The sequence below is a fragment of the Arthrobacter sp. NPDC093128 genome (genome assembly GCF_040683875.1).
Classification (GTDB): domain Bacteria; phylum Actinomycetota; class Actinomycetes; order Actinomycetales; family Micrococcaceae; genus Arthrobacter.
The window spans coordinates 1-18,897 of record NZ_JBFBEY010000044.1 but is presented as its reverse complement, the minus strand read 5'-3'; the positions used below and the strand labels follow the sequence as shown (position 1 = coordinate 18,897).

At 61.6% G+C, this 18,897-nt stretch carries 19 protein-coding genes; 11 read left to right on the top strand and 8 right to left on the bottom strand.

Annotation, left to right across the window (positions count from 1 at the left end; translation table 11 throughout):
• The first annotated feature begins 941 nt into the window (after positions 1 to 941).
• From AB0N24_RS26550 to AB0N24_RS26535, 4 genes are all read left to right on the top strand, one after another.
• Positions 942 to 1,481, top strand: a complete 540-nt coding sequence (locus AB0N24_RS26550) for a M23 family metallopeptidase (RefSeq protein ID WP_364131325.1) — start codon at positions 942 to 944, stop codon at positions 1,479 to 1,481.
• Between the two features lie 150 nt (positions 1,482 to 1,631).
• A complete protein-coding gene (locus tag AB0N24_RS26545; protein WP_364131322.1) occupies positions 1,632 to 1,865 on the top strand; it encodes a hypothetical protein in 234 nt (77 codons plus the stop codon).
• Between the two features lie 1,294 nt (positions 1,866 to 3,159).
• Positions 3,160 to 3,567, top strand: coding sequence for a RidA family protein (locus tag AB0N24_RS26540; RefSeq protein ID WP_364131320.1), 408 nt, complete (start codon positions 3,160 to 3,162; stop codon positions 3,565 to 3,567).
• 198 nt (positions 3,568 to 3,765) lie between these two features.
• Positions 3,766 to 4,302 (top strand): NADPH-dependent FMN reductase, encoded by a 537-nt coding sequence (locus tag AB0N24_RS26535; RefSeq protein WP_364131318.1) that lies wholly within the window; start codon positions 3,766 to 3,768, stop codon positions 4,300 to 4,302.
• A gap of 386 nt (positions 4,303 to 4,688) precedes the next feature.
• On the opposite strand, the gene AB0N24_RS26530 is transcribed toward AB0N24_RS26535, so the two are convergent.
• From AB0N24_RS26530 to AB0N24_RS26505, 6 genes are all read right to left on the bottom strand, one after another.
• Positions 4,689 to 5,087 carry a hypothetical protein gene (locus tag AB0N24_RS26530; RefSeq protein ID WP_364131316.1) on the bottom strand — a complete coding sequence of 133 codons (399 nt, stop codon included), beginning with the start codon at positions 5,085 to 5,087 and terminating at the stop codon, positions 4,689 to 4,691.
• Positions 5,084 to 5,500: a hypothetical protein gene (locus AB0N24_RS26525; RefSeq protein ID WP_364131314.1), complete on the bottom strand. Its 417-nt coding sequence runs from the start codon at positions 5,498 to 5,500 to the stop codon at positions 5,084 to 5,086. The genes AB0N24_RS26530 and AB0N24_RS26525 overlap by 4 nt, the downstream gene beginning before the upstream one ends.
• Positions 5,501 to 5,653: 153 nt before the next feature.
• A complete protein-coding gene (locus tag AB0N24_RS26520; RefSeq protein WP_211882993.1) occupies positions 5,654 to 5,800 on the bottom strand; it encodes a lmo0937 family membrane protein in 147 nt (48 codons plus the stop codon).
• A 1,444-nt stretch (positions 5,801 to 7,244) separates the two neighbouring features.
• Positions 7,245 to 8,042 (bottom strand): IclR family transcriptional regulator, encoded by a 798-nt coding sequence (locus AB0N24_RS26515; protein WP_364131311.1) that lies wholly within the window; start codon positions 8,040 to 8,042, stop codon positions 7,245 to 7,247.
• A gap of 123 nt (positions 8,043 to 8,165) precedes the next feature.
• Positions 8,166 to 9,512 (bottom strand): MFS transporter, encoded by a 1,347-nt coding sequence (locus tag AB0N24_RS26510; RefSeq protein WP_364131308.1) that lies wholly within the window; start codon positions 9,510 to 9,512, stop codon positions 8,166 to 8,168.
• Positions 9,513 to 9,516: 4 nt separating this feature from the next.
• Positions 9,517 to 11,058 (bottom strand): bifunctional 3-(3-hydroxy-phenyl)propionate/3-hydroxycinnamic acid hydroxylase, encoded by a 1,542-nt coding sequence (locus tag AB0N24_RS26505; protein WP_364131305.1) that lies wholly within the window; start codon positions 11,056 to 11,058, stop codon positions 9,517 to 9,519.
• Positions 11,059 to 11,181: 123 nt separating this feature from the next.
• Between AB0N24_RS26505 and AB0N24_RS26500 the strand changes: the two genes are divergently transcribed.
• The 6 genes from AB0N24_RS26500 to AB0N24_RS26475 all read left to right on the top strand — a co-directional run bounded on the left by AB0N24_RS26500 (position 11,182) and on the right by AB0N24_RS26475 (position 15,497).
• Positions 11,182 to 12,186, top strand: a complete 1,005-nt coding sequence (locus AB0N24_RS26500; protein ID WP_364131302.1) for an amidohydrolase family protein — start codon at positions 11,182 to 11,184, stop codon at positions 12,184 to 12,186.
• A 165-nt stretch (positions 12,187 to 12,351) separates the two neighbouring features.
• Entirely contained in the window at positions 12,352 to 13,221 is an 870-nt protein-coding gene (locus tag AB0N24_RS26495) for a dioxygenase (RefSeq protein WP_364131299.1), read from the top strand.
• 9 nt (positions 13,222 to 13,230) lie between these two features.
• Entirely contained in the window at positions 13,231 to 14,295 is a 1,065-nt protein-coding gene (locus tag AB0N24_RS26490; protein WP_364131296.1) for a maleylacetate reductase, read from the top strand.
• Positions 14,296 to 14,389: 94 nt separating this feature from the next.
• Entirely contained in the window at positions 14,390 to 14,782 is a 393-nt protein-coding gene (locus AB0N24_RS26485) for a nuclear transport factor 2 family protein (protein ID WP_364131294.1), read from the top strand.
• Between the two features lie 92 nt (positions 14,783 to 14,874).
• Entirely contained in the window at positions 14,875 to 15,063 is a 189-nt protein-coding gene (locus AB0N24_RS26480; protein WP_364131292.1) for a hypothetical protein, read from the top strand.
• A gap of 2 nt (positions 15,064 to 15,065) precedes the next feature.
• Positions 15,066 to 15,497 (top strand): ester cyclase, encoded by a 432-nt coding sequence (locus tag AB0N24_RS26475; RefSeq protein ID WP_364131290.1) that lies wholly within the window; start codon positions 15,066 to 15,068, stop codon positions 15,495 to 15,497.
• A gap of 1,055 nt (positions 15,498 to 16,552) precedes the next feature.
• Here AB0N24_RS26475 and AB0N24_RS26470 read toward each other — a convergent pair.
• Together AB0N24_RS26470 and AB0N24_RS26465 are read right to left on the bottom strand one after the other, a co-directional pair.
• Positions 16,553 to 17,443 carry an SDR family oxidoreductase gene (locus AB0N24_RS26470; protein WP_364131288.1) on the bottom strand — a complete coding sequence of 297 codons (891 nt, stop codon included), beginning with the start codon at positions 17,441 to 17,443 and terminating at the stop codon, positions 16,553 to 16,555.
• Positions 17,440 to 17,889, bottom strand: a complete 450-nt coding sequence (locus AB0N24_RS26465; protein ID WP_364131286.1) for a nuclear transport factor 2 family protein — start codon at positions 17,887 to 17,889, stop codon at positions 17,440 to 17,442. The genes AB0N24_RS26470 and AB0N24_RS26465 overlap by 4 nt, the downstream gene beginning before the upstream one ends.
• A 63-nt stretch (positions 17,890 to 17,952) precedes the next feature.
• Between AB0N24_RS26465 and AB0N24_RS26460 the strand changes: the two genes are divergently transcribed.
• Entirely contained in the window at positions 17,953 to 18,603 is a 651-nt protein-coding gene (locus AB0N24_RS26460; RefSeq protein WP_364131284.1) for a TetR/AcrR family transcriptional regulator, read from the top strand.
• Positions 18,604 to 18,897 lie beyond the last annotated feature (294 nt).

Sequence of the window (18,897 nt, the reverse complement as noted above, 5' to 3'; positions counted from 1 at the left end):
GCTACCGAAACAAGCCCACCGCACCAGCCGCCCCGGCCCACGCCGGCATCAACCACAAAACCAACCAGCTGTCACAAACAGCTTGATTCATTCCGCTACCGCTATTGCTGCCGGCGATCCGAAACAATTCGCTAGCGCCTGACGGACGCTTACTCGCAGGTGTCTGGATCCCGTTGGCAGCATGGGTTCCCAGCGTTGGCATTCCCATTCAAAATCCCTCATGACTTTCCCGATTTCAGCACCGGACGGGGCTCGCACGTCAGCGTGTTCGATCAGAATGTAAGCCGGCCGTAGGGCATCGGCCACCTTGTCAACGGCCCGGTGCTGGGCCTCATTCGAAGCTCGGCGACGCTGATGAGGCTCTCCACGGACCAAAGCCACAGACGATATTAGAGCGGCCGCTACAGCTACCCAGAATTCCGCATCCATGGACGAGACTGTACTTCTTCCTGGCACCGATAGTTCGGTCCCGCCTCTGCAAGTCAAAAACCACTGAGACCAAGACGGTGACTCTGTTTGATTGCGGAGATGAGTTATGACGAGGCTACAGGGGTCGGTCTGACTAGCCACACCGGCAGGGAACGGCCACTCCCAAAACGGTCGTTATTGACGCGGAAGCGACTGCGCGTGGCAAGACGCCCGTTGTCACGCCGGCGGTTGCTGTTAGCGCCCCCTCATCGTTCATTTCACCGTGCGGGTCTTACGTACATCGCCATGACCTGCCGTCATGCGGGCCGCGGCGACGGGTTTCCGCGGCACGCTGATCGACCGGCTTACGGGCGCGTGTGGTCTAGTTTTCGTGAAGTGCGAGCATGAGAATGAAACGCATGATCCCGAAGCCAAATAACCGCGGTCCAATCGTGTTGAAGTACCCGCTGGCGGGCAGGTTCCGTGCGCGGAATAGCCCCGCGCGGCGGGTTCCAAGTCATGGTACGGACTTGATGGGAACCACATTCGCCATCGACTTCATCCCCGTGGATCTTCACGGGCGGTCAGCTGCCTGGAACTGGCGGGCAGTTGTAGCGACAGAACGACCGGAAAGGTTCGTCGGATTCGGTGCGGCCGTAGTGGCACCTAGCACCGGCACCGTGCTCATCACTCATGACGGCGAAGACGATCACGAGGCTCGAAGATCGCAACTCACGCTCTTCTCATACATGGCGGGGCAGGCACAGCGCATCCAGCGCGGCGCAGGCGCGATAGCTGGCAATCATGTCGTAATAGCCCTGGGCGATGACGGGCCGTTCGTGTTGATTGCCCACTTGCGCAAGGGTTCTGTCTGCGTCGACGTCGGTGAATTGGTCGAAGCCGGCCAGCTAATCGGTCAGTGTGGAAACTCAGGGAACAGTACACAACCGCATGTGCATGTGCAGGTCACCGACAGCACTCAATGGTCACGGGCGCGGGGAATGCCCATCGCGTTTGAGGCCCCGATGGGCGTTGAGCTTCCATCCGAGTCACAGATCATCCTCGTGTCCTGAGCAGAAGCATATGCACGCTGGAGGATCCCCAACGGGACACCTCTGGGCGTCGCCAATGGGGGAAGCGCCCTCGTTAACCGGTGCCTCCGCCGGAGTTCGTCCCATGGCGGAAATCTGTACGCACGACTTCGTCGCTGCAATACTGCGTTGATGAACATCCTCGAGTGGTGGCCTCTGGTCGATGCGGAAACACGCGACTGGCTCATTGAGCACAACGGCGAGCCGCTGCCGCCGAATGTACTCGGCGACATCATGGCGGTTACGGGCGGCACGACCGATTCTGAGTGGTGGGCAGGAGAATCAGCAGACGGTCCCCAGCTTTCCGACGAGGCTGTGGATTGGATCGAGTCTGTCGCCAACGACGAGGAACCGACTGCGGGCTGAAATCTTCTGCCGCGTCCCGCTGAGCGTTCCTCAACCGGACGATGGAAAGCTCTCGTCCTGTTGCAGGTGCGCGTGATCGTGTCAACTTGGTTGGAGCCCACTAGGGCAGCCAGAACGGTACCCCTGGGGCCAGCAATGACGCTATCTCGCAGGTCTGTGGTGCTGCAGGCCATTACGCCAGCCTCAACTTGCTCCGAATGTTCTTATGGCACCTCTAAAGCGGTCAGAGCGGAGGAATGCTTCTCGTTGAGGTTCGGACAGCATGAATCGACCTGGTATCACTTCGCAAATTTCCGTCGTCTGAATGGGAAGCAGGAGAATGTCGATACGGAACGGTGCCAGTTTCTGGCCCAGTGACGCTTCAACAGCCTTGACGGTCTCCAGTAACAAAAGGTCAGGCTGCCAGTCGTTCAGGGCGGGGCTTTTTCTCGCGCGGTGCCATCCGTCTGCGTTCGGTAAAGCGCCCAACACTGTGTCCCTGAGCGTGGGCCACCTGTCCAGGGCTGTGTATTCATCCCGTGCGTATCCTGCTGGTCCCCCTGGTTCAGTGCCTGGGGGCGAGACTGTTAGCCCGGCCCACCATGCCTCCCACCCCTCTTGGAACTCAGGGGAAGGAGGCCGGTCAAATCTGATCGACGGCGGCGGTATCAGATCGCCGGGCATGTGCGCCGGACGCGAGGTTTTGATCGACAGATATTCTCGAAACCACAGTGCCGTGTCGAGGTCAAGATCCCACCGTGACTCATGGACGGACCATTCCGATTCGGTGAAGTGCACCAGAGATCCCCCCTTTTGTTGCGCACACTAATGTGCAGAATCCGGAAAGACAATGGCCCTTGGCTAAGTTTTGCTCTGCGGCACCGGAGTCTGGAAGACCTAATTCAGTCTCATCGGGGTCTTGCTGGATTCGCGGTTCGCCATGACGTTCTAACGCTGTGGGCGGGCCGCGCAGCCGAAGTGGCCTGCTTTGGCCGGCATTTTGGAGCCCTGATAAACCCGAAGTCAAACGGATGGTGCCGGCGACGCCGGAAGGCATAGCGGAATTTGCTACTAAGCAGACGGTCGTCAGAGGAGCAATTCCTACGGCAGTGATGATTCACCTCCCACGGCAGTGATGATTCACCGCGGGTGTCCCGCTTAGGGTTCCCCAATGGGACAGCCCATTCAAGTCCGGGGTCGACTACCCAAGACGCTGTCGGTGTGCCTAGATCCACCGGCTTACGGTCCACGACGCCTGTCGCGGGGGCGGCGCCGATAGGGCGGGAGTCAGTCCTCATTTCGACAAAGGGAAAATATGTCGCGTGCTGTCACCCTCGTCCGTTCGAACGCCCTCAGCGACGTCGCGCAGTACGCGTACGCCGCGACATCTGTCAGCGGCGCGCGCTTAATCTTCCTGGCGGGTTCGTGCCCGTTGAATGAGGACGGAACGACCGCAGGCGTGGGGGACTACGCAGCCCAGGCTGCGAAGGCTGTCGAGAACATGCACCCTGCCCTGGAAGCCGCCGGTGCCTGCATTGAGGACGTGATCTCCACTCGGGTCCTTGTGGCGTCGACAGAGCGGGCTGACCTAGTGACGGCCCGGGATATGGTTCGCGCGGCATTCGGCGACCACGATGTTCCGAGCACGTTGATGGGAGTCACCGTGCTCGGCTATGAAGGCCAGCTCGTGGAGATCGAAGCAATCGCCGCCGTCATCGATTGAAGCAGCGTTGCTGCCTCTGCGACCATTCTGGGCTCACTGTCAGAGGTAGCGTGGCCGTTTTTATCTTCCCGACCGCTACGTGGTGGGGTCCCGCTGAGGGACCGTCATACGGGCGCGGCCCAGTGCGGTTTTAACCAGTGCAGACAAACCCGACGAAGGCGTCCCTCTATGTTCAGCGGTGCCCGATAGTGTGGCGACATGATTCCTTCAATCTTGCTGATCAGCGGGAGCGTCAGGGTCGGTTCAGTCAACGCGGCGGTCATCGCGACCGTTGCCGACCTGGTAAAGGCCCCTTTTGCAACTGATACTTACGATGAGCTAGGTGGCCTTCCGCACTTCAACCCAGACTTAGATCACGACCCCCTTCCGGAGCAGGTCATAAATCTGCGCGCGGCAATTCGCGATGCGTCTGCACTCCTTATCAGCACGCCCGAATATGCGGGGGCAATGCCCGGCGCCCTCAAGAATCTGCTCGAGTGGACCATCGGAGGTGTCGAGATCTCCGACAAACCAACAGGGTGGATCAACCCATCGACAAACCCACTCAGGGCAGAAACGACATATGCTTCGCTGGCTACCGTCCTGGGGTACACGGGTGCGACCCTGGTCGACGGCGCTTGCGTCGACGTTCCGGTACCAAGGCAATCGATCGATGCAGATGGACTAATCCACGACGAAATGATTCGTCGAGCGATATCGAAAGCCATCGGGGCACTGACTCCGTCCATGGTTTAGGAGCTCACGGCAACGGACGCCCGGGGCCGCTGCTGCTCACTCTTGAGGAACTGGGCTATCCGGCGGATTGGCTCTTCCGCAACTGTCCGATCGGGGTTGCCAATCACGATAATGCCGTCTTGGCCCGATGGGTACCAAGACGTGCCGGTTAGGGTTCGAAATCGGCTACGACATTAACCGGAGCTCGCGAGACCGAAGACAGCGAGGATTACTAGCACAAGGATGACTAGTAGTTCGGGGTAGACGAGAAAGAAGACGAACACGCGCTGAAACAGCGGCACTTTCTCGTGCTTGTCGTCGTCATGAAGCATGTGTCCCCGTGTCTTGTCACTGATGGTTCCGCTTGGTGATCGCTCACGCCGCCTGGAAGTTCTGCCCGCCAATGTTCAAGGATTAAAGGTGGCGGTTCCTACAGGAAGCTTCGATTGTCCTGCTGCGGACCGTACTTCGTTCAGCAACTCTGTGAGCTTGCGATTGAGAAGGTCTTCACCCCAGAAGAGTTTCTTATTGACGTACCATCCAAGGCGGTCGTAAGCGGAACACGTGACTGTGGTTCCGTCCTCGTCTGGCGCGACATGCACAGTAAGGCCGACAGGAAAGCTGGTGGGAACCAGGAGGAAACCAAAGAGACGAAATAGGAGTTCGGATCCGGCGCGAACCTCAATATCGTTCTCGCTTTTATTCGGTATTAGCCCAGCGGAACCCAGGTGATCCGCAATGCGGCTGGAAATTAGCTCGGCGTCCTCCGAAGCTGTGAAGCGGTCGTCCATCGTGTAGTGCTTCATTTATCTGCTCCGTCGTAGGTTTGGCCTCGGCCCAGCAGCCACCCAGAGGTGCGTTCTCGGCGTTGCTCCCGCGATTGAACCTCGTACTCCATAGTGTCCGGACCAGCCTCGACGGCAAGCGGAAGCGCCACAATGCAGGCGATGTCCGCTACCGCCACTTGCGCCGTCGTCGTCAGGACCTTTGGCCCCCTCAGCCGCAGCGAATCGACGATCGGCAGGACCAAGGCAGCCGAAGAGGAAGCGAGCAGAACGATGTAAAGGGGAGCATGGCCGGTGCCGAAGGCAAAGGCAATGCCGATTCCGACGGCGGCCGCCAGCACTACGGCGATGCCGGCCCCGGAAACATGCGGAATCCGGACCGATCCGACCGATGTACGGCTCGATCCGAAGCCGAAGGTGTGCACATTGTGCACACCTTCTTTTGGGCCCACTTTGCTGCACAACCAAAGATCAATTATCGGCGTTCGATTTGGCCGTCACTGGATGAGAGATCCGCCCACTTGGCGCCAACATGTAGCCTCCCATTCGGCTCGGGGCGTTCGCCGCGGCAGAACAGGGTTTCGAAGTCAGGCGCGGGACCTGCCGCGGACGAAGTGGAAAATCAGGACGACCACGGCTACAACCAAAAGCAGGTGAATTAACCCGCCGCCGATGTTGCCAAGCAGCCCGAGAAGCCACAGAACTGCGATAACGATGGCTATCCAAAGCAACACGAGAGTCTCCTTCGTTCGGCGGATGGAAATACTAATTATTGCGCCCCGGCCGCTCTGCGTACATATGCTTCGGGCAGGAATGACATGACTACCGGACAGTCGCGCAGGGGCGCTGCCGGCAAGGACCATCCTCGTACTCATCGAGCCCGACTCCGCATCTCCAGCTGTGGTGCTTATCAGCCTATTTCCGGATCAGGCTGCCGGACATAGCCATACCTCGCCTAATTGTCCAGAGAACTCTGCACAATTAGAGTTCACCGTGAACTCCGGCGCCTAGTGGCCCGGCGCCCCAAGCGGCGTATCATGCTCCGATATTGGAGATGCAGCTTCGGTCAACCGCTATTCCGCCGGAGTTCGCCACTTCGGGACGCGGCGCGTGATCGGCCAACTACTTGCTGAATCAAATTGAGGTCCCCCATCCCGCGGGCCGGTCCGTCCTCTACCCCTCCTCACCCTCAGGTTGACGAAGGGCCGGTTATCGGCGTTCCGAACTTCGTCTGAGGTGACGTAACGGCGCTCCGTTGACACCAGCGCTTCCGCTGCGACCTGCGCTTGATTCGGCGGATCCGAAATCGCTCTTCGATTTGGACCGGCCGGATCCGTAAAGACGGGGGGTAGGCGTTGATGACTCCATCGACCAATGAGATGACACCAGAGCAGCGGCCGCCACGGTGCCGAAAACCAGCGAAGATGTCCTCTGCCCCGGCGAGACCGCCCCGCCATGCCGTAGATTTGCTGGATATGACAACCGCTATCGATGCGCCATTGCCGCGCACATCAGAACCCGAAGCTGCGCGGGCCCATCGTGCGCTCTTCTCGGACCCATACGTCATCAAGGAATCGGCTGCGAGTGACCTCCACACTTCTCGAGAAGTCGCTCAGGCCCCTTTTTTCTCCAACCCCGAATGACATCCCGCGGGCATCGTGTCGTCCATGCCGGCACGTCTCCCGCCGGACCCGCGTACGGCCAGCCGTGGCTAAGCGGCCGGGATGCCCACTTGCCAATGAATTGGCGAAGCTCCGATCAAATATCGGTTGATCGGAGCTTCGGTGCATTATGCGTACCCGAACCTTGGGGCTTGCTGGGAAACCCAATGATTTAAAAGATCCAGGGGAAATCGGATTTCAAGGGAACGTTCAACGAGAACGTCTTCTGCGATTGGTTCGACACAAGGTTTTGAATCTGAGCTTCAGAAATCAGGCCCGAACCTGCCGTCGCAGCTTTCGGCGCCCTCAGCCCAGCGGCGGATTGCCGACATTCCGCTGGAAACCGTAATGCGGCTCAGACGTCCCGGATGTCAGGGGACCGCCACCTCCCCGGGAGCCTAGTCAGGGAACGCACCTACGCGGGCAGTTCGTGCAAGCTTGCAACGTTACAGGCGGCGTTGCTGCGGCGCTCCGTCGTGCGGTCATACTGAAGGAGCCTGGATGGAGTCTGCGTTCTTCACGACGCTTTGTCGGTTGAGATGCCCAGCTCACTTGAAATAGTCCGTGCGGTTTCGAGTAGTGCGGCGGTGACCTTGTCCATCTCGATCTTGTCGACTTCTTCTGCCGGAAAGACAACGGTGATGGCGAGGGGCAGCGAGTCGACGGACGAAAAGATGGGGGCCGACACGGAGGAAACACCGGGGATGATGCCTCCTGATGTGATTGCGTAGCCTGCGGCAAGGACTTCGCTGCGCTTCCGGCTAATGTCAGCGTCCGAGTATGCCTCGGCTTTGAGGCGTGCCCGGTCAGCGGTCAAGGCGGCGGCGGACATGGATTCGGGCAGGTAGGCGAGGAAGACGAGTCCGCCGGAGGAGGTCAGCATGGGCAGTTTTGCACCGACCCGGACATTGAACGGGAGTACGTGGGCGCCGTAGTCCCAGCGGACGACCACGGGCCCGTCTTCGCCCCAGACGGAGAGGTTGACGGAGTGCCCGCACGCGTCCCGCAGCCTCATCGCATAGTCCGAAGCCACGGAGACTTCGTTTGTCCGGCGCAGGGACTCGGCGCCAAGCCGCCGCATGGCCGGCCCGAAGTCGTACCTGCCCGTCTTCGGCGACTGGGAAGCCAGCCCGGAGCGGACCAGGCTGACCAGGTACCGATGGGCCTTATTAGGCTGGAAGCCGCTGCCCTCGGCAATCTCGGACAACGACATCGGGCCGCCACCAGCCTCAAGGGCCTGCAACACGCGCATGGCCAGCTCCACGGACTGGATGCCTTGACGCTCGGAGGCTGACTCCTGGTCCAAGTCGCTCAAATCAGGTCACTTCCCTTTGTTCTTTCGTGTCATTAGCCGATGCGCTGCTGGCTACACCCCGGTGGGTGATGCCGGAATGGGGTGCAGCCAGTGTACTGGGTGGGCGGTGGCCTTGTATGGATCCTAGGCTTCCGGCGCCGGGATTCCGGTCCGGGGAGCGTTCGCTGGCGGGGGCGGTGTAGTGGTTTTTGTTTTTACTTGGGGTACGAGCATTGAGGCTACGGCTCCGAGGACGGCCGGGATGGCGAAGGCGTAGAAGTTCCATTCGAGGGAGAGCCCTGAGGTCATGACCCAGGCGCCGAGGGAGGGTCCGACGATGGCGCCGAGGCGTCCGAACGAGAGTGCCCAGGCCAGTCCGCTGCCGCGGATGTCGTCGGGGTAGCGGGTCAGAATGAAGCCGTTGACGAGGATCTGGGAGCCGATGAATCCCACGCCGCTGAGGAACATGAAGATGAACAGGACGATCACGTTGGGGTTCAGGCTCATGACGATCAGGCTGACCGCGCCGGTCAGGAATGCCACGATGACCACCGGTTTGGCTCCGATGGCGTCGGCTATCCGGCCGCCGATCACGACGCCGACTCCGACGCCGACCCACATGGCGGCGGTTTGCAGCAGGGCCGATCCAAGGGAGTAGCCGCTGGCTTGCATCATCGTTGGAAGCCAGGCGGTGATGCCGAAGACCAGCAGGAGACCGCAGAATGTCATCACCCAGAAGAGCAGGGTCGCGGTGGCGACGCCGGGGGAAAAGAGCGGGCCGATGCCGGCGAGGTGCCGCTTTCCGGCGACGGTCAGGACCGGCACGGGCAGGCCCATGGACTCGCTGAGTCGGTGTGCGTCCTCAGTTTTCCCGGTCCGGAGGAGGTGGACCGGCGGGACCGGCAGCAGTTTCCATGCGAAGGGCAGGATGATGAGGACCGGGATGACCCCAATGATGTACAGCCACCGGTAAGAGATGCCCGGAAGCATCACGGCTCCGAGCAGTGGCGCGGCCAGGCCGCCGGCGGCATAGCCGGCCATGACGATGCCGGTGTTTCGGTTGCGGTGGTTGGGGACGGACAGGTCTGCGACGTAGGCCAGCAGGGTGGGCAGGACGACGCCGAGGCCGAGGCCGACAAGTGCGCGGCCGGCCCCGAAGAGGGCCGCATTCTGTGCCGATGCGGAGATCACCATACCGGCGGAGAAAATGATGCAGCTGGCCAGGATCAGCCGAAGGGCTCCGATCCGGCGCATCATGGCCCCGGCCAGGCCGGCGCCGATGAGCATGCCGGCCCCGACGACGGAACCCAGCACTCCTGCGGAGGCCTTGTCCACGTGCAGTGAAGCGTCGGCCAGCAGGGCCGGGACGGACACGCCGTAGACCGCCAGGTCGTAGCCTTCGAGCGCAGCGATCACGAAGGCGATGGCCAGAAGGGACCGTTCCGTGATGGCCCGGACGTGCCGCTGTCCGACCGTTTGTGTTGTTGACATGGGCCTACACTCCAATTGGTGCTGTAGTGCTGCTCACCGTTGAGCAGGCGTTGTGGTATTCGCGGAGGAGTGAACCGAACTCGAGGTCCGTGCCCGCGGCTCCGAAGACGTAGAAATCGGGACGGACAAGAACAGCGGAACAGCCGTTGTTCCCGAACCAGTTCAGGTAGCTGCCGTTGACATCCGTGAATGAGCCGCTGATCTGTCCGGTGTCCGGGTCGATGACGACGACGTCGCCAGGGATGCCCTCGGATGACGGGTGGGTCTCCCGGTACCAGGAGCCGTGGCAGAGAAGTTTGAAGCCGTATCCGAAGATTTCGTCGAAGCGTCCGGATGCCGTCCCGGTCCGGACCTCGTCCTGGATGAAGAGACGACCGTTGGCCGGATAGGACGCGGGTGCGATGAACCCCGGGCCCAGCCCGGGGAATTTCAGTTTCTCGGGCTTCAGGTTGTTCCGGCGGTTTGCGATGTACTGCTCGTCCCGTTGCCGGGCTTTCTCCGGATCGCGCATGGTCTGGACCTTGCCGAGCTCGATGCCCTTGTGCACGACGGCCGCCACATGGGGTTCCCGCTCGCTTTGGTAGGTGTCAAGGATATTCTCCCCGGCCCGGCCCGCGAGCAAAAGCTCGAGTTTAAAGGCCAGATTCTGCGCGTCGCGGATACCGGAACACATCCCCTGGCCGAGGAACGGCGGCATCTGATGGGCCGCGTCTCCTGCCAGGACGATCCTTCCCTGCCGCCACGGGTGCGCGATCAGGGACCGGAAGGTGTACGTGGCCACACGGATGAGCTCCGCCTGGTCCGGGGACAGGTAGTCCTTGACGCGGTCCCAGACCCGTCCCGGGTCGCGCTCGGTCAGGAACGCCTCCTCGGAGTCGAGCATGAAGCTGAAGCGGTGGTGCTCAGGGCCGAGCGAAATGATGGACTGCGGCTGCCTTGGATCGCACACCTGGCGTGCGAGGGGCACGTCGACGTCACCGGTGAGCCGGAAGTCGCAGACCAGCCACGGCTCGGAAAACCCGAAGTCTTCCAACTCCGAGCCCATCCAGCCGCGGGTGAAGCCGTTTCCGCCGTCGCAGGCCACCACGTAGGACGCCCGCACGACGCCGTCCGGGACCTTCACCTCCACGCCGTCAGCGGATTCTTCATAACCCTCGACCGGGGCATCGAACCGCACGGTGACGTTCGGCATGGAACGGCACAGCCGGTCCAGTTCCTCTTCCAGGTCAGGCTGATACATCATGTACCATTCCGCCCACCCCGAGGCCCCCTTCAATGCGAACTCGTGCTCGATCAGCAGCTCGCCGGCGGCGTTGCGCCACTCGTAGTTCCGCTGGGCATTGATCTTGGGCAGCATTGCCTCAGCGATCCCCAACCGGGCGAAGGTCCGCATCGTCTCATCATCGAAAATGGCCGCCCGCGGCAGGTTATAGAGCCCCGCGTACCTTTCCAGCACCACAACCTTGTGGCCGGCCTGGCCCAGCAGCGCTGCCGTGGCCATGCCTACAGGGCCGTAACCCACTACGGCAACATCAAAAGTTTCCATCGTCATCCTCAGGTCTTCTAAATGGACCACTCCTGTGATCCTTGACACAATGCCAGCGTAGGATTCATTATTAGTGAAGTCAATGCATATTGGTGAATTGATTTACGGCCAAAGGAGATCGTTTTGAAAAAGATTGCCCTCGAAGAACACTTCGTCACCCCGGACCTTGTCGGATACGGAACCAGCACCAGCTCCATCGCCCAGCCCCAGGCCTGGGCGGATGCCTCCAGGCGCCTGCTCGACTTCACCGAAGAACGGCTTCCCGAGATGGACCTGCACGGAATCGACATGGAAGTCCTTTCCCTGAACTCCCCCGGCATCCAGGCCGAGACAGACCCCACCACAGCGATCGCCAAAACCAAGACCGTGAACGACTTCCTCGCCGGAATCATGACCGAACGGCCCACCCGCTTCTCCGGCTTCGCCGCCCTCCCCCTCCAGGACCCCCAGGCCGCAGCAAAAGAACTCGAACGCGCCGTCACCGAACTCGGCATGAAGGGCGCCCTCGTCAACGCCCACACCAACGGCATGTACCTGGATGACCCGAAGCTCCGCGTCGTCTGGGAGATGGCCGAAGGCCTCGACGTCCCGCTGTACCTGCACCCCGCCAACGGCGTGGACACCGCCCACGTCCTGAACGGACACCCCGAACTCGTCGGCCCCATGTGGAGCTGGGGCATCGACACCTCAACCCACGCCCTCCGCCTGATCTTCGGCGGCGTCTTCGACGACTTCCCCAACGCCAAACTCCTCCTGGGCCACATGGGCGAAGGACTCCCCTACGCCCTCTGGCGACTCGACTCCCGCTGGGACTTCCACAACCACCACGGCATCGAACTCGCCAAAGGCAAACCCTCCCAATACCTCCGCGACAACCTCTACATCACCACCAGCGGCGTCTGCTCACCCGCACCCCTGCTCTGCGCAATCCTCGCCATCGGCGCCGAACACATCCTCTTCGGAACCGACTACCCCTTCGAAACCATCGAAGAAGCCGCCAAATTCCTCGACAACGCCCCCATCAGCGAATCCGACCGCGAAAAAATCAGCTACCGCAACGCCGAAAAACTACTCCGCCTAGAAAACCAGCCAGCCGCCCTGCGGCGGCTGGCCCCAGCCTCACGCTAACTGGCCAGGGCCATCCGGCTGCACCAAGCAGGGTGCAGCCGGTGCTGGCCTTCCAACCAGAAGGGGACTCGACGCTAAGGTCCTCGTCGATGTCTCCTGGACGCACGACCTAAGAATTGCCCGACATCACCCTCCCCGCTAACTCCCATTCAGGAAGACGAGACCATGGCAACGAACGTTGACGCCGACACCCTCACCTCGGAAGTGCTGCAAAGCTTCTCCTCCACCCCGGACGAGAGGCTCAAGCAGATCCTGGGCAGCCTGACCACACACCTGCACGCCTTCGTACAAGACATAGCCCCTTCCATCCAGGAATGGGAACAGGCGATCGACTTCCTCACCAGGACCGGAAAGACCTGCACCGACGTCCGGCAGGAATTCATCCTCCTCTCCGACGTCCTCGGCGTCTCCATGCTCGTCGAGACGATCAACGGGCAGGAAACTCCCGAAGCGACAGACTCCACAGTCCTAGGACCCTTCCACATGGTCGAATCCCCCGCCCGTAAACTCGGCGACGACGTCTCCCCCGAAAGCGAAGGTCCTCGCTGCGTAGTCAGCGGCCGCATCATCTCCATCGACGGGACCCCCATTCCGAACGCCGAGATCGACATCTGGCAGGCGGACACCAAGGGCTTCTACGACGTCCAGCAGCCCGGCATCCAAAGCGTCGGCAACGGCCGGGCACTGCTGCACTCTGACCCGGAGGGCCGGTTCCACTTCCGCAGCGTAGTCCCCATGCACTACCCGATCCCAACAGACGGACCCGTCGGCGGACTGCTTAAGGCCACTGACCGGCACCCCTACCGCCCCGCCCACATCCACTTCCTCGTCACGGCCCCCGGTTACCGGGAACTGACCACCCACATCTTCATCGGCGGGTCCGAATACATCGACTCTGATGCCGTGTTCGCCGTCAAGGGGTCCCTGATCAAGGACTTCATCGAGAATCCGGATCCCGAGGACGCCGCACAATACGGAGTCCAAAGCCCCTTCCGGCACGGCCGCTTCGACATCGTCCTGCACCCCGAATCCTAGGAGAGCACCATGTCCACCCCGTTTTTCTATGAAGCCCTGCCGATGCGCGTCAGCTTCGGCGCCGGCTACCGGTCCAAGCTGGCCGACGAAGTAAACAAACTCGGCCTCAAAAGAGTCGTTGTCCTCGCCACCGACTTCCAGAAAGACCTCGCCCAAGAGATCTCCGACTCCCTGGGCGAGCTCAGCGTCGGCGTCTACGCCAAAGCAGAAATGCACGTCCCCATCGAAACCGCCCGGGACGCCCAGCGCTTCGCCACCGAAGCCGGCGCCGACGGCTGCATCGCCGTCGGCGGCGGCTCCACCACCGGCCTGGGCAAAGCCATCGCCCTTGAATACGGCACCCCGATCATCGCCCTACCCACCACCTACGCGGGTTCCGAAATGACGCCGGTCTGGGGCCTGACAGCCGACGGCGTAAAGAAAACCGGAAAGGACCCAAGGGTCCTGCCCACCAGCGTCATCTACGACCCGGAACTGACCCTCTCCCTGCCGGTCGGCATGTCCGTCACCAGCGGATTCAACGCGATCGCCCACGCCGTCGAGGCCCTCTACGCCCCCGACGGATCCCCGATCATCTCCCTGATGGCCGAAGAGGGCGTCCGCGCCCTCGTCGCCGCCCTGCCGAACATCGTCAAAGCCCCCCAAAACATCGAACACCGCAGCGACGCGCTCTACGGCGCCTGGCTGTGCGGGGCGACCCTGGGCGCCACAACCATGTCCCTGCACCACAAGCTCTGCCACACCCTGGGCGGCACGTTCAATCTCCCGCACGCCGAAACCCACACCGTCGTTCTCCCGTACGCCCTGGCATACAACGCCCCCGCGGTGCCCGGTGCCGTTGAAGCGCTCAGGCGGGCCACCGGAGCCGCAGACCCGGCCGCCTACTTGCGCGAACTCAGCCTCGAGCTCGGCGCCCCCGCCTCGCTGCGCGAACTCGGGCTGACCGAAGAGAATGTCGAAACGGCCGTCGATCTCGCAACCCGCAATCCCTACGCCAACCCTCGCGAAATCACGGGCGACAGCATCCGCCGCCTACTCACCGCGGCCCTGAACGGCGACCCCGTCACGTTCTAACTCATCACAATCACACCTGATGGCCAGCCGGGGGAAGCCCACGGCGTGCCCCGCTGCCTTTCCCGCCTGAAACACCACGAAGGAGCCCTACACATTGGCGCAGACGATCGGCCCTGACCACGCCCTCATCCGGGGCCTCGAAGACCAGCGGCATGCAGCGGTCCTTAACCAGGACTTCGACATTCTCACGAGCCTTTGCCACGCCGAACTGGTCTACGGCCACACAGGTGGAAACCGCGATTCGCTGGACTCGTACCTGAACAAGCTCCGCACAGGCACCCTCCGCTACCACCGCATCGATCACCCCGTGGACAACATTGTGCTGGTCGGAGACACCGCCCTTGTCTTTGGACAGATGAACGCCCACCTCACCGTCGATGGCAGCAATAGAATCCTCAACAACAGCACCCTCGCGGTGTGGACCAAAGACGGCGGCGACTGGAAATTTACCGCCTACCAGCCGACACCGATGGCATCCTCGGATTGAGCTGAGCCATGCACGGCGGCTGACAGTGGCCGCAAACACCCAATGAGGAGTCACAACCAGGCGTCACTCCCCCGACGGAAGGCAAATTGACAGTGTCTACTGAAACGACGAGCGACATCAGCGACGAAGAAACTCCAGAACGCTCGCGGGACTATGAGCTAACCGCTTCACCCTGGATTGGACTCCACTATAAGTACGAACACGGCCAACTCGTCGTCAACACCTGGCAATCCCCGCACCGGGGTGTGGCCGGCGGCCACACTGAACAAGCAAAGGAATAGAAATGACCGAAGAACTACGCGCGCGGATGGACCGATTCGTTGAATTCATCAACTCAGCCGATGAAAAAATAGGCCAGGAGATCGTTGCCCCCTCGGCGATCTTCCATGTGCCCTTCCTGCCCGAACCGGTGCAAGGCCCTACAGGCTACCTCGACATCATCGACGTGATGAGGCAGGCATTCCCTGACGTTCAGTGGTCACTCGAAGAGGCCATCATTGAAGGGAACGCGGTAGCGGCGCGATTCGCCCTGCGGGGTACCCACGAAGGGGACTTTCTCGGCGTACCCGGCACGGGCAAGTCGATCCAAACACAGGCCATGAATATCTATCGCTTCCAAAACGGCCAGATCATCGAGGAACACGGACTCCCTGACCTGTTCGGACTGATGATACAGATCGGCGCAATCGACATACCGGGCGGTGACCGCGGCTGAACTACAAGTCAGCACGCCTCATGCCTCGGGCTTGAGCCCCTGGATTCTGGACGATGTGTCGTGCTCCCGCGTGACAGCGGCGGGTGCCGCCACCGCACGGCGGCGTTCTCGGACGAAGCGCACCTCTCGTCTAGCGGCCCCTGGAGCAACAGCAGTCTGGGCAACTGCAAAGTACACAGCTGTCGGCACGACCGCAAGCGTGAGGACAAAGGCTTTCCTCGATCGGCGCGTCGAACTGCGCATGAATCAACACCACTTTCAGTCGGTGTTGCGACGTTGGTGAGAGACCGCCGTGCGCACAATGTACACACCCCCTTTGGCCGGACAAACACGCGATGAGCGGACTCTGCCTGGTTCGCAGACAGCACTATCTGAGGAAGTACCTCGAAGAAAATTCGGCTTGGTCATGTCGTCACCACAATTCTTGGCCATGAATGAGTGACGGCCAACAGCAGGCCACCTGAAACAAGAAGGGACGACCCAGAACCCTAGATTCCAGCAGGCGGAGGGCCCAGAGGCCAGGACCCCGACCCCGCCACCCACACAACCGAATAGGCGACCGCAGCGCCGGGCATAGGCCGCGGACAGCGTCAGAGGGACCCGCTGAGGGGCAATCTCCACACATTAAAGCAAAAACCCCTCTGACGAGGGGTTATGCGTGCCCGAGGTGGGACTCGAACTGCATTCCAGCCCTTGCAATCGCTGGGAAATCCCGAAAACATCCCCAATCCAAGCGAGTCCGGTACCGGTACGGCCGGGTCCGAAGGCAAATGTGTGCACAATGTGCACACCCCTTTTGTCCACTTCTTTGCCCCATGCAGCCGACCAGCCCGTTGATCCAGAACAGCTCCGCGCGTTCTCTCCCCTCGCCCTCCCCCGGGCCGCTGGTTCGCTACGAAACGCTATCCCCGAATGGCGACCGCGCTAAGGCAACACGAGGATGAGCCGGCTTAGGCCAGAACGACAAAACGTCCAATATCGGCGCTTTGGGGCGGGCCCGGGAGGAGCGAAAACCCTGTTAGGGCCGGTGTCCGCGCCCTGGCCTCCCCGGCGGATCAGCCTGCCTTCGGCAAGCCGCGCAGACCCCCAGACTCCTGTACGAAGTCGTGCACCCAGGCCCGGAGGGTAGTGGGCACCACGCCGTAGCGAGCGGGCAGGTCGCCCATGTCGAGCCTTGAATCGTAGGTCTCGAGCAGCGCGAGGAAGCCGCTCAGCAAATCCGGCATACCGGCAATCGGCTGTCCCGGGGGAACCGTTTGCACCGGAATCCGATGCCCCAGCTCGAGTTCGAATGCCGTGACCACATCATGCCAGGAGACGGGTTCGGGACCGCCGATGACCAGCAGTTGGCCATCCCGCTCCGGATGCTCCACTGCGCCGAGCACGTACTGGGCCGCGTCGCGCATTGCCACTAAGGAGTGCTGCCGCTTGCCCTCACCCACGAGAGTGACCGGCTGACCTTCGAGAGCCGGCACACCAACCACCAGGACTGGCATCTTATCCATGAAGAGGTTGGGCTGGATTATCGTCCAGGACATCCCGCTGTTGCGTACCAGCTCCTCTGTCTGTCCTTTGGCGGCCATAAAGGGATTGAGGCTTTCGGGGCTGGCGCCGAGGTTAGAGACAAAGATGAAGCGGTGGACGCCAGCATTGCTGGCGGCCTGAATAAGGTTCCTGTTGCCGAACCGATCGACGGAATCTACAGTATCCTCGCCGCCACGTGCAGAGGAGTTGGCGGTGGTCACGACTGTGTCGACGTCAGCACATGCCGCTGCGAGCGAGGCGGGGTCTTTGAGATCACCCACCATCGGTTCGGCGCCCGCCCCCACGAGAGCTTCGTAGGCCGACCCTTCGCGCACCAGGATGCGCACTTGGAACCCTTTATTGATCAACGACGAAGCGATGAGACCCCCCAACTGACCGGTGGCCCCCACGACAAGAATCATGATGTTTCCTTTACTCGGGGTTTTTGAGCGCTGCCCAGCACCCGGCTAACTGCTGCATTGACGTCGCCGCTGATATCCTCCACCGGCTCAAGGTAGAACCGGGCCGAGGAAATGGCCCCTGCAGTGACGCCGAAGATGACCACCCCCCGCATCAGGAACGCAGCCCCATCGGTACGTGTCCCGGACATCTCCCACTCGGTCCAAAGGGTGTCGCCGCGACCGGCCGTGCTGTCCACTCGTGCGCGAATGTCGGGAACCCGGGAAAAAATCTCTGTCCAGTTTCGGCGCACCTGATCTCGTCCGCGAAAACCCCGCTGGGGGTGGGCAGGGGTCTCATTAAGGTAATCGTCGGCGAAGCAGGCCACTATATCGTCCAGCTTGTGGGTGTTTACTGCGGTGAGCAATCGTTGCAGTACTTGCCCGCCGGAATCTGCATTGCCCATCATTCCAACTCCTCGAATGATTCTGATACAGTCATCTGTATCTGATACTCCAGCATGGAACGAATAGTGGGAAACGTCAAGAGTAAGCGCCGCTATGACTCCAGCGGCCGATTGGAACAGGCCCGGCGGAACCGGGAAGTCATCCTCCAGGCTGGTGAGCGGCAGTTTGGTGAGCGCGGGTATGCCGGTGCGACCTTGGCCGCCATTGCCGCCGAGGCCGGCGTCTCGGTCGAGACGGTCTATAAAGCGTTTGGCGGTAAGGCGGGCCTCGTCCGCGCCCTCTACGAGCGGGGGCTGGCCGGCGCCGGACCGGTCCCTGCCTACGAGCGCTCTGACGCAATGCGCGAACGCGAGAGCGAGCCGAGGACGGTCATGCGGGAGTGGGGGCTCCTGACTGCCGAGGTGGCTTCGTTGGTGACGCCGATCCGGCTGTTGATGCGTTCTGCCGCAGTCAACGATCAGGAGATGGCAAGGCTGCTCGATGACATAGACAGTGAGCGCCTTAAACGGATGCGCCACCACGCCCGGTATCTGAAGGACCGCGGTTACCTCCGTGAGGGCGTCTCCTTGGGTGATGCGACCGACATACTATGGGTCTGCAGCTCGGCCGAGCTCTACGAACTGCTCGTGTTGAAGCGGGGCTGGGCTCTGCCACGATTCGCCCAGCACGTCACCCAATTCATGATCGTCTCCCTGCTTCCCGAGGGGCACCAATAAAGAGTCCCTGCTCCGGCCGTCCAATAACGCCCGGGGACCGAGGACGCCCACCTCGCCAAGCGTGGGTGAGACCTGGCAATTGAGTCTTGATCGTGACCGGCAAGGCGTATACGGCCGCTCCTGCGCGGGGTAAATTCGATGCAGGAAACGCTACTTCCCGACCCTAACCCTAGGAATGAACCCCTCCCGGCTTTGTGCGCGGCCGGGAGGCAACGCTGCTGTTGCCTCGCGGCAGCCCTCCATGCACCCTGAGGAAAGAGCCTGCCATGGCCACCTCGCATTTTCAGCAGTTCC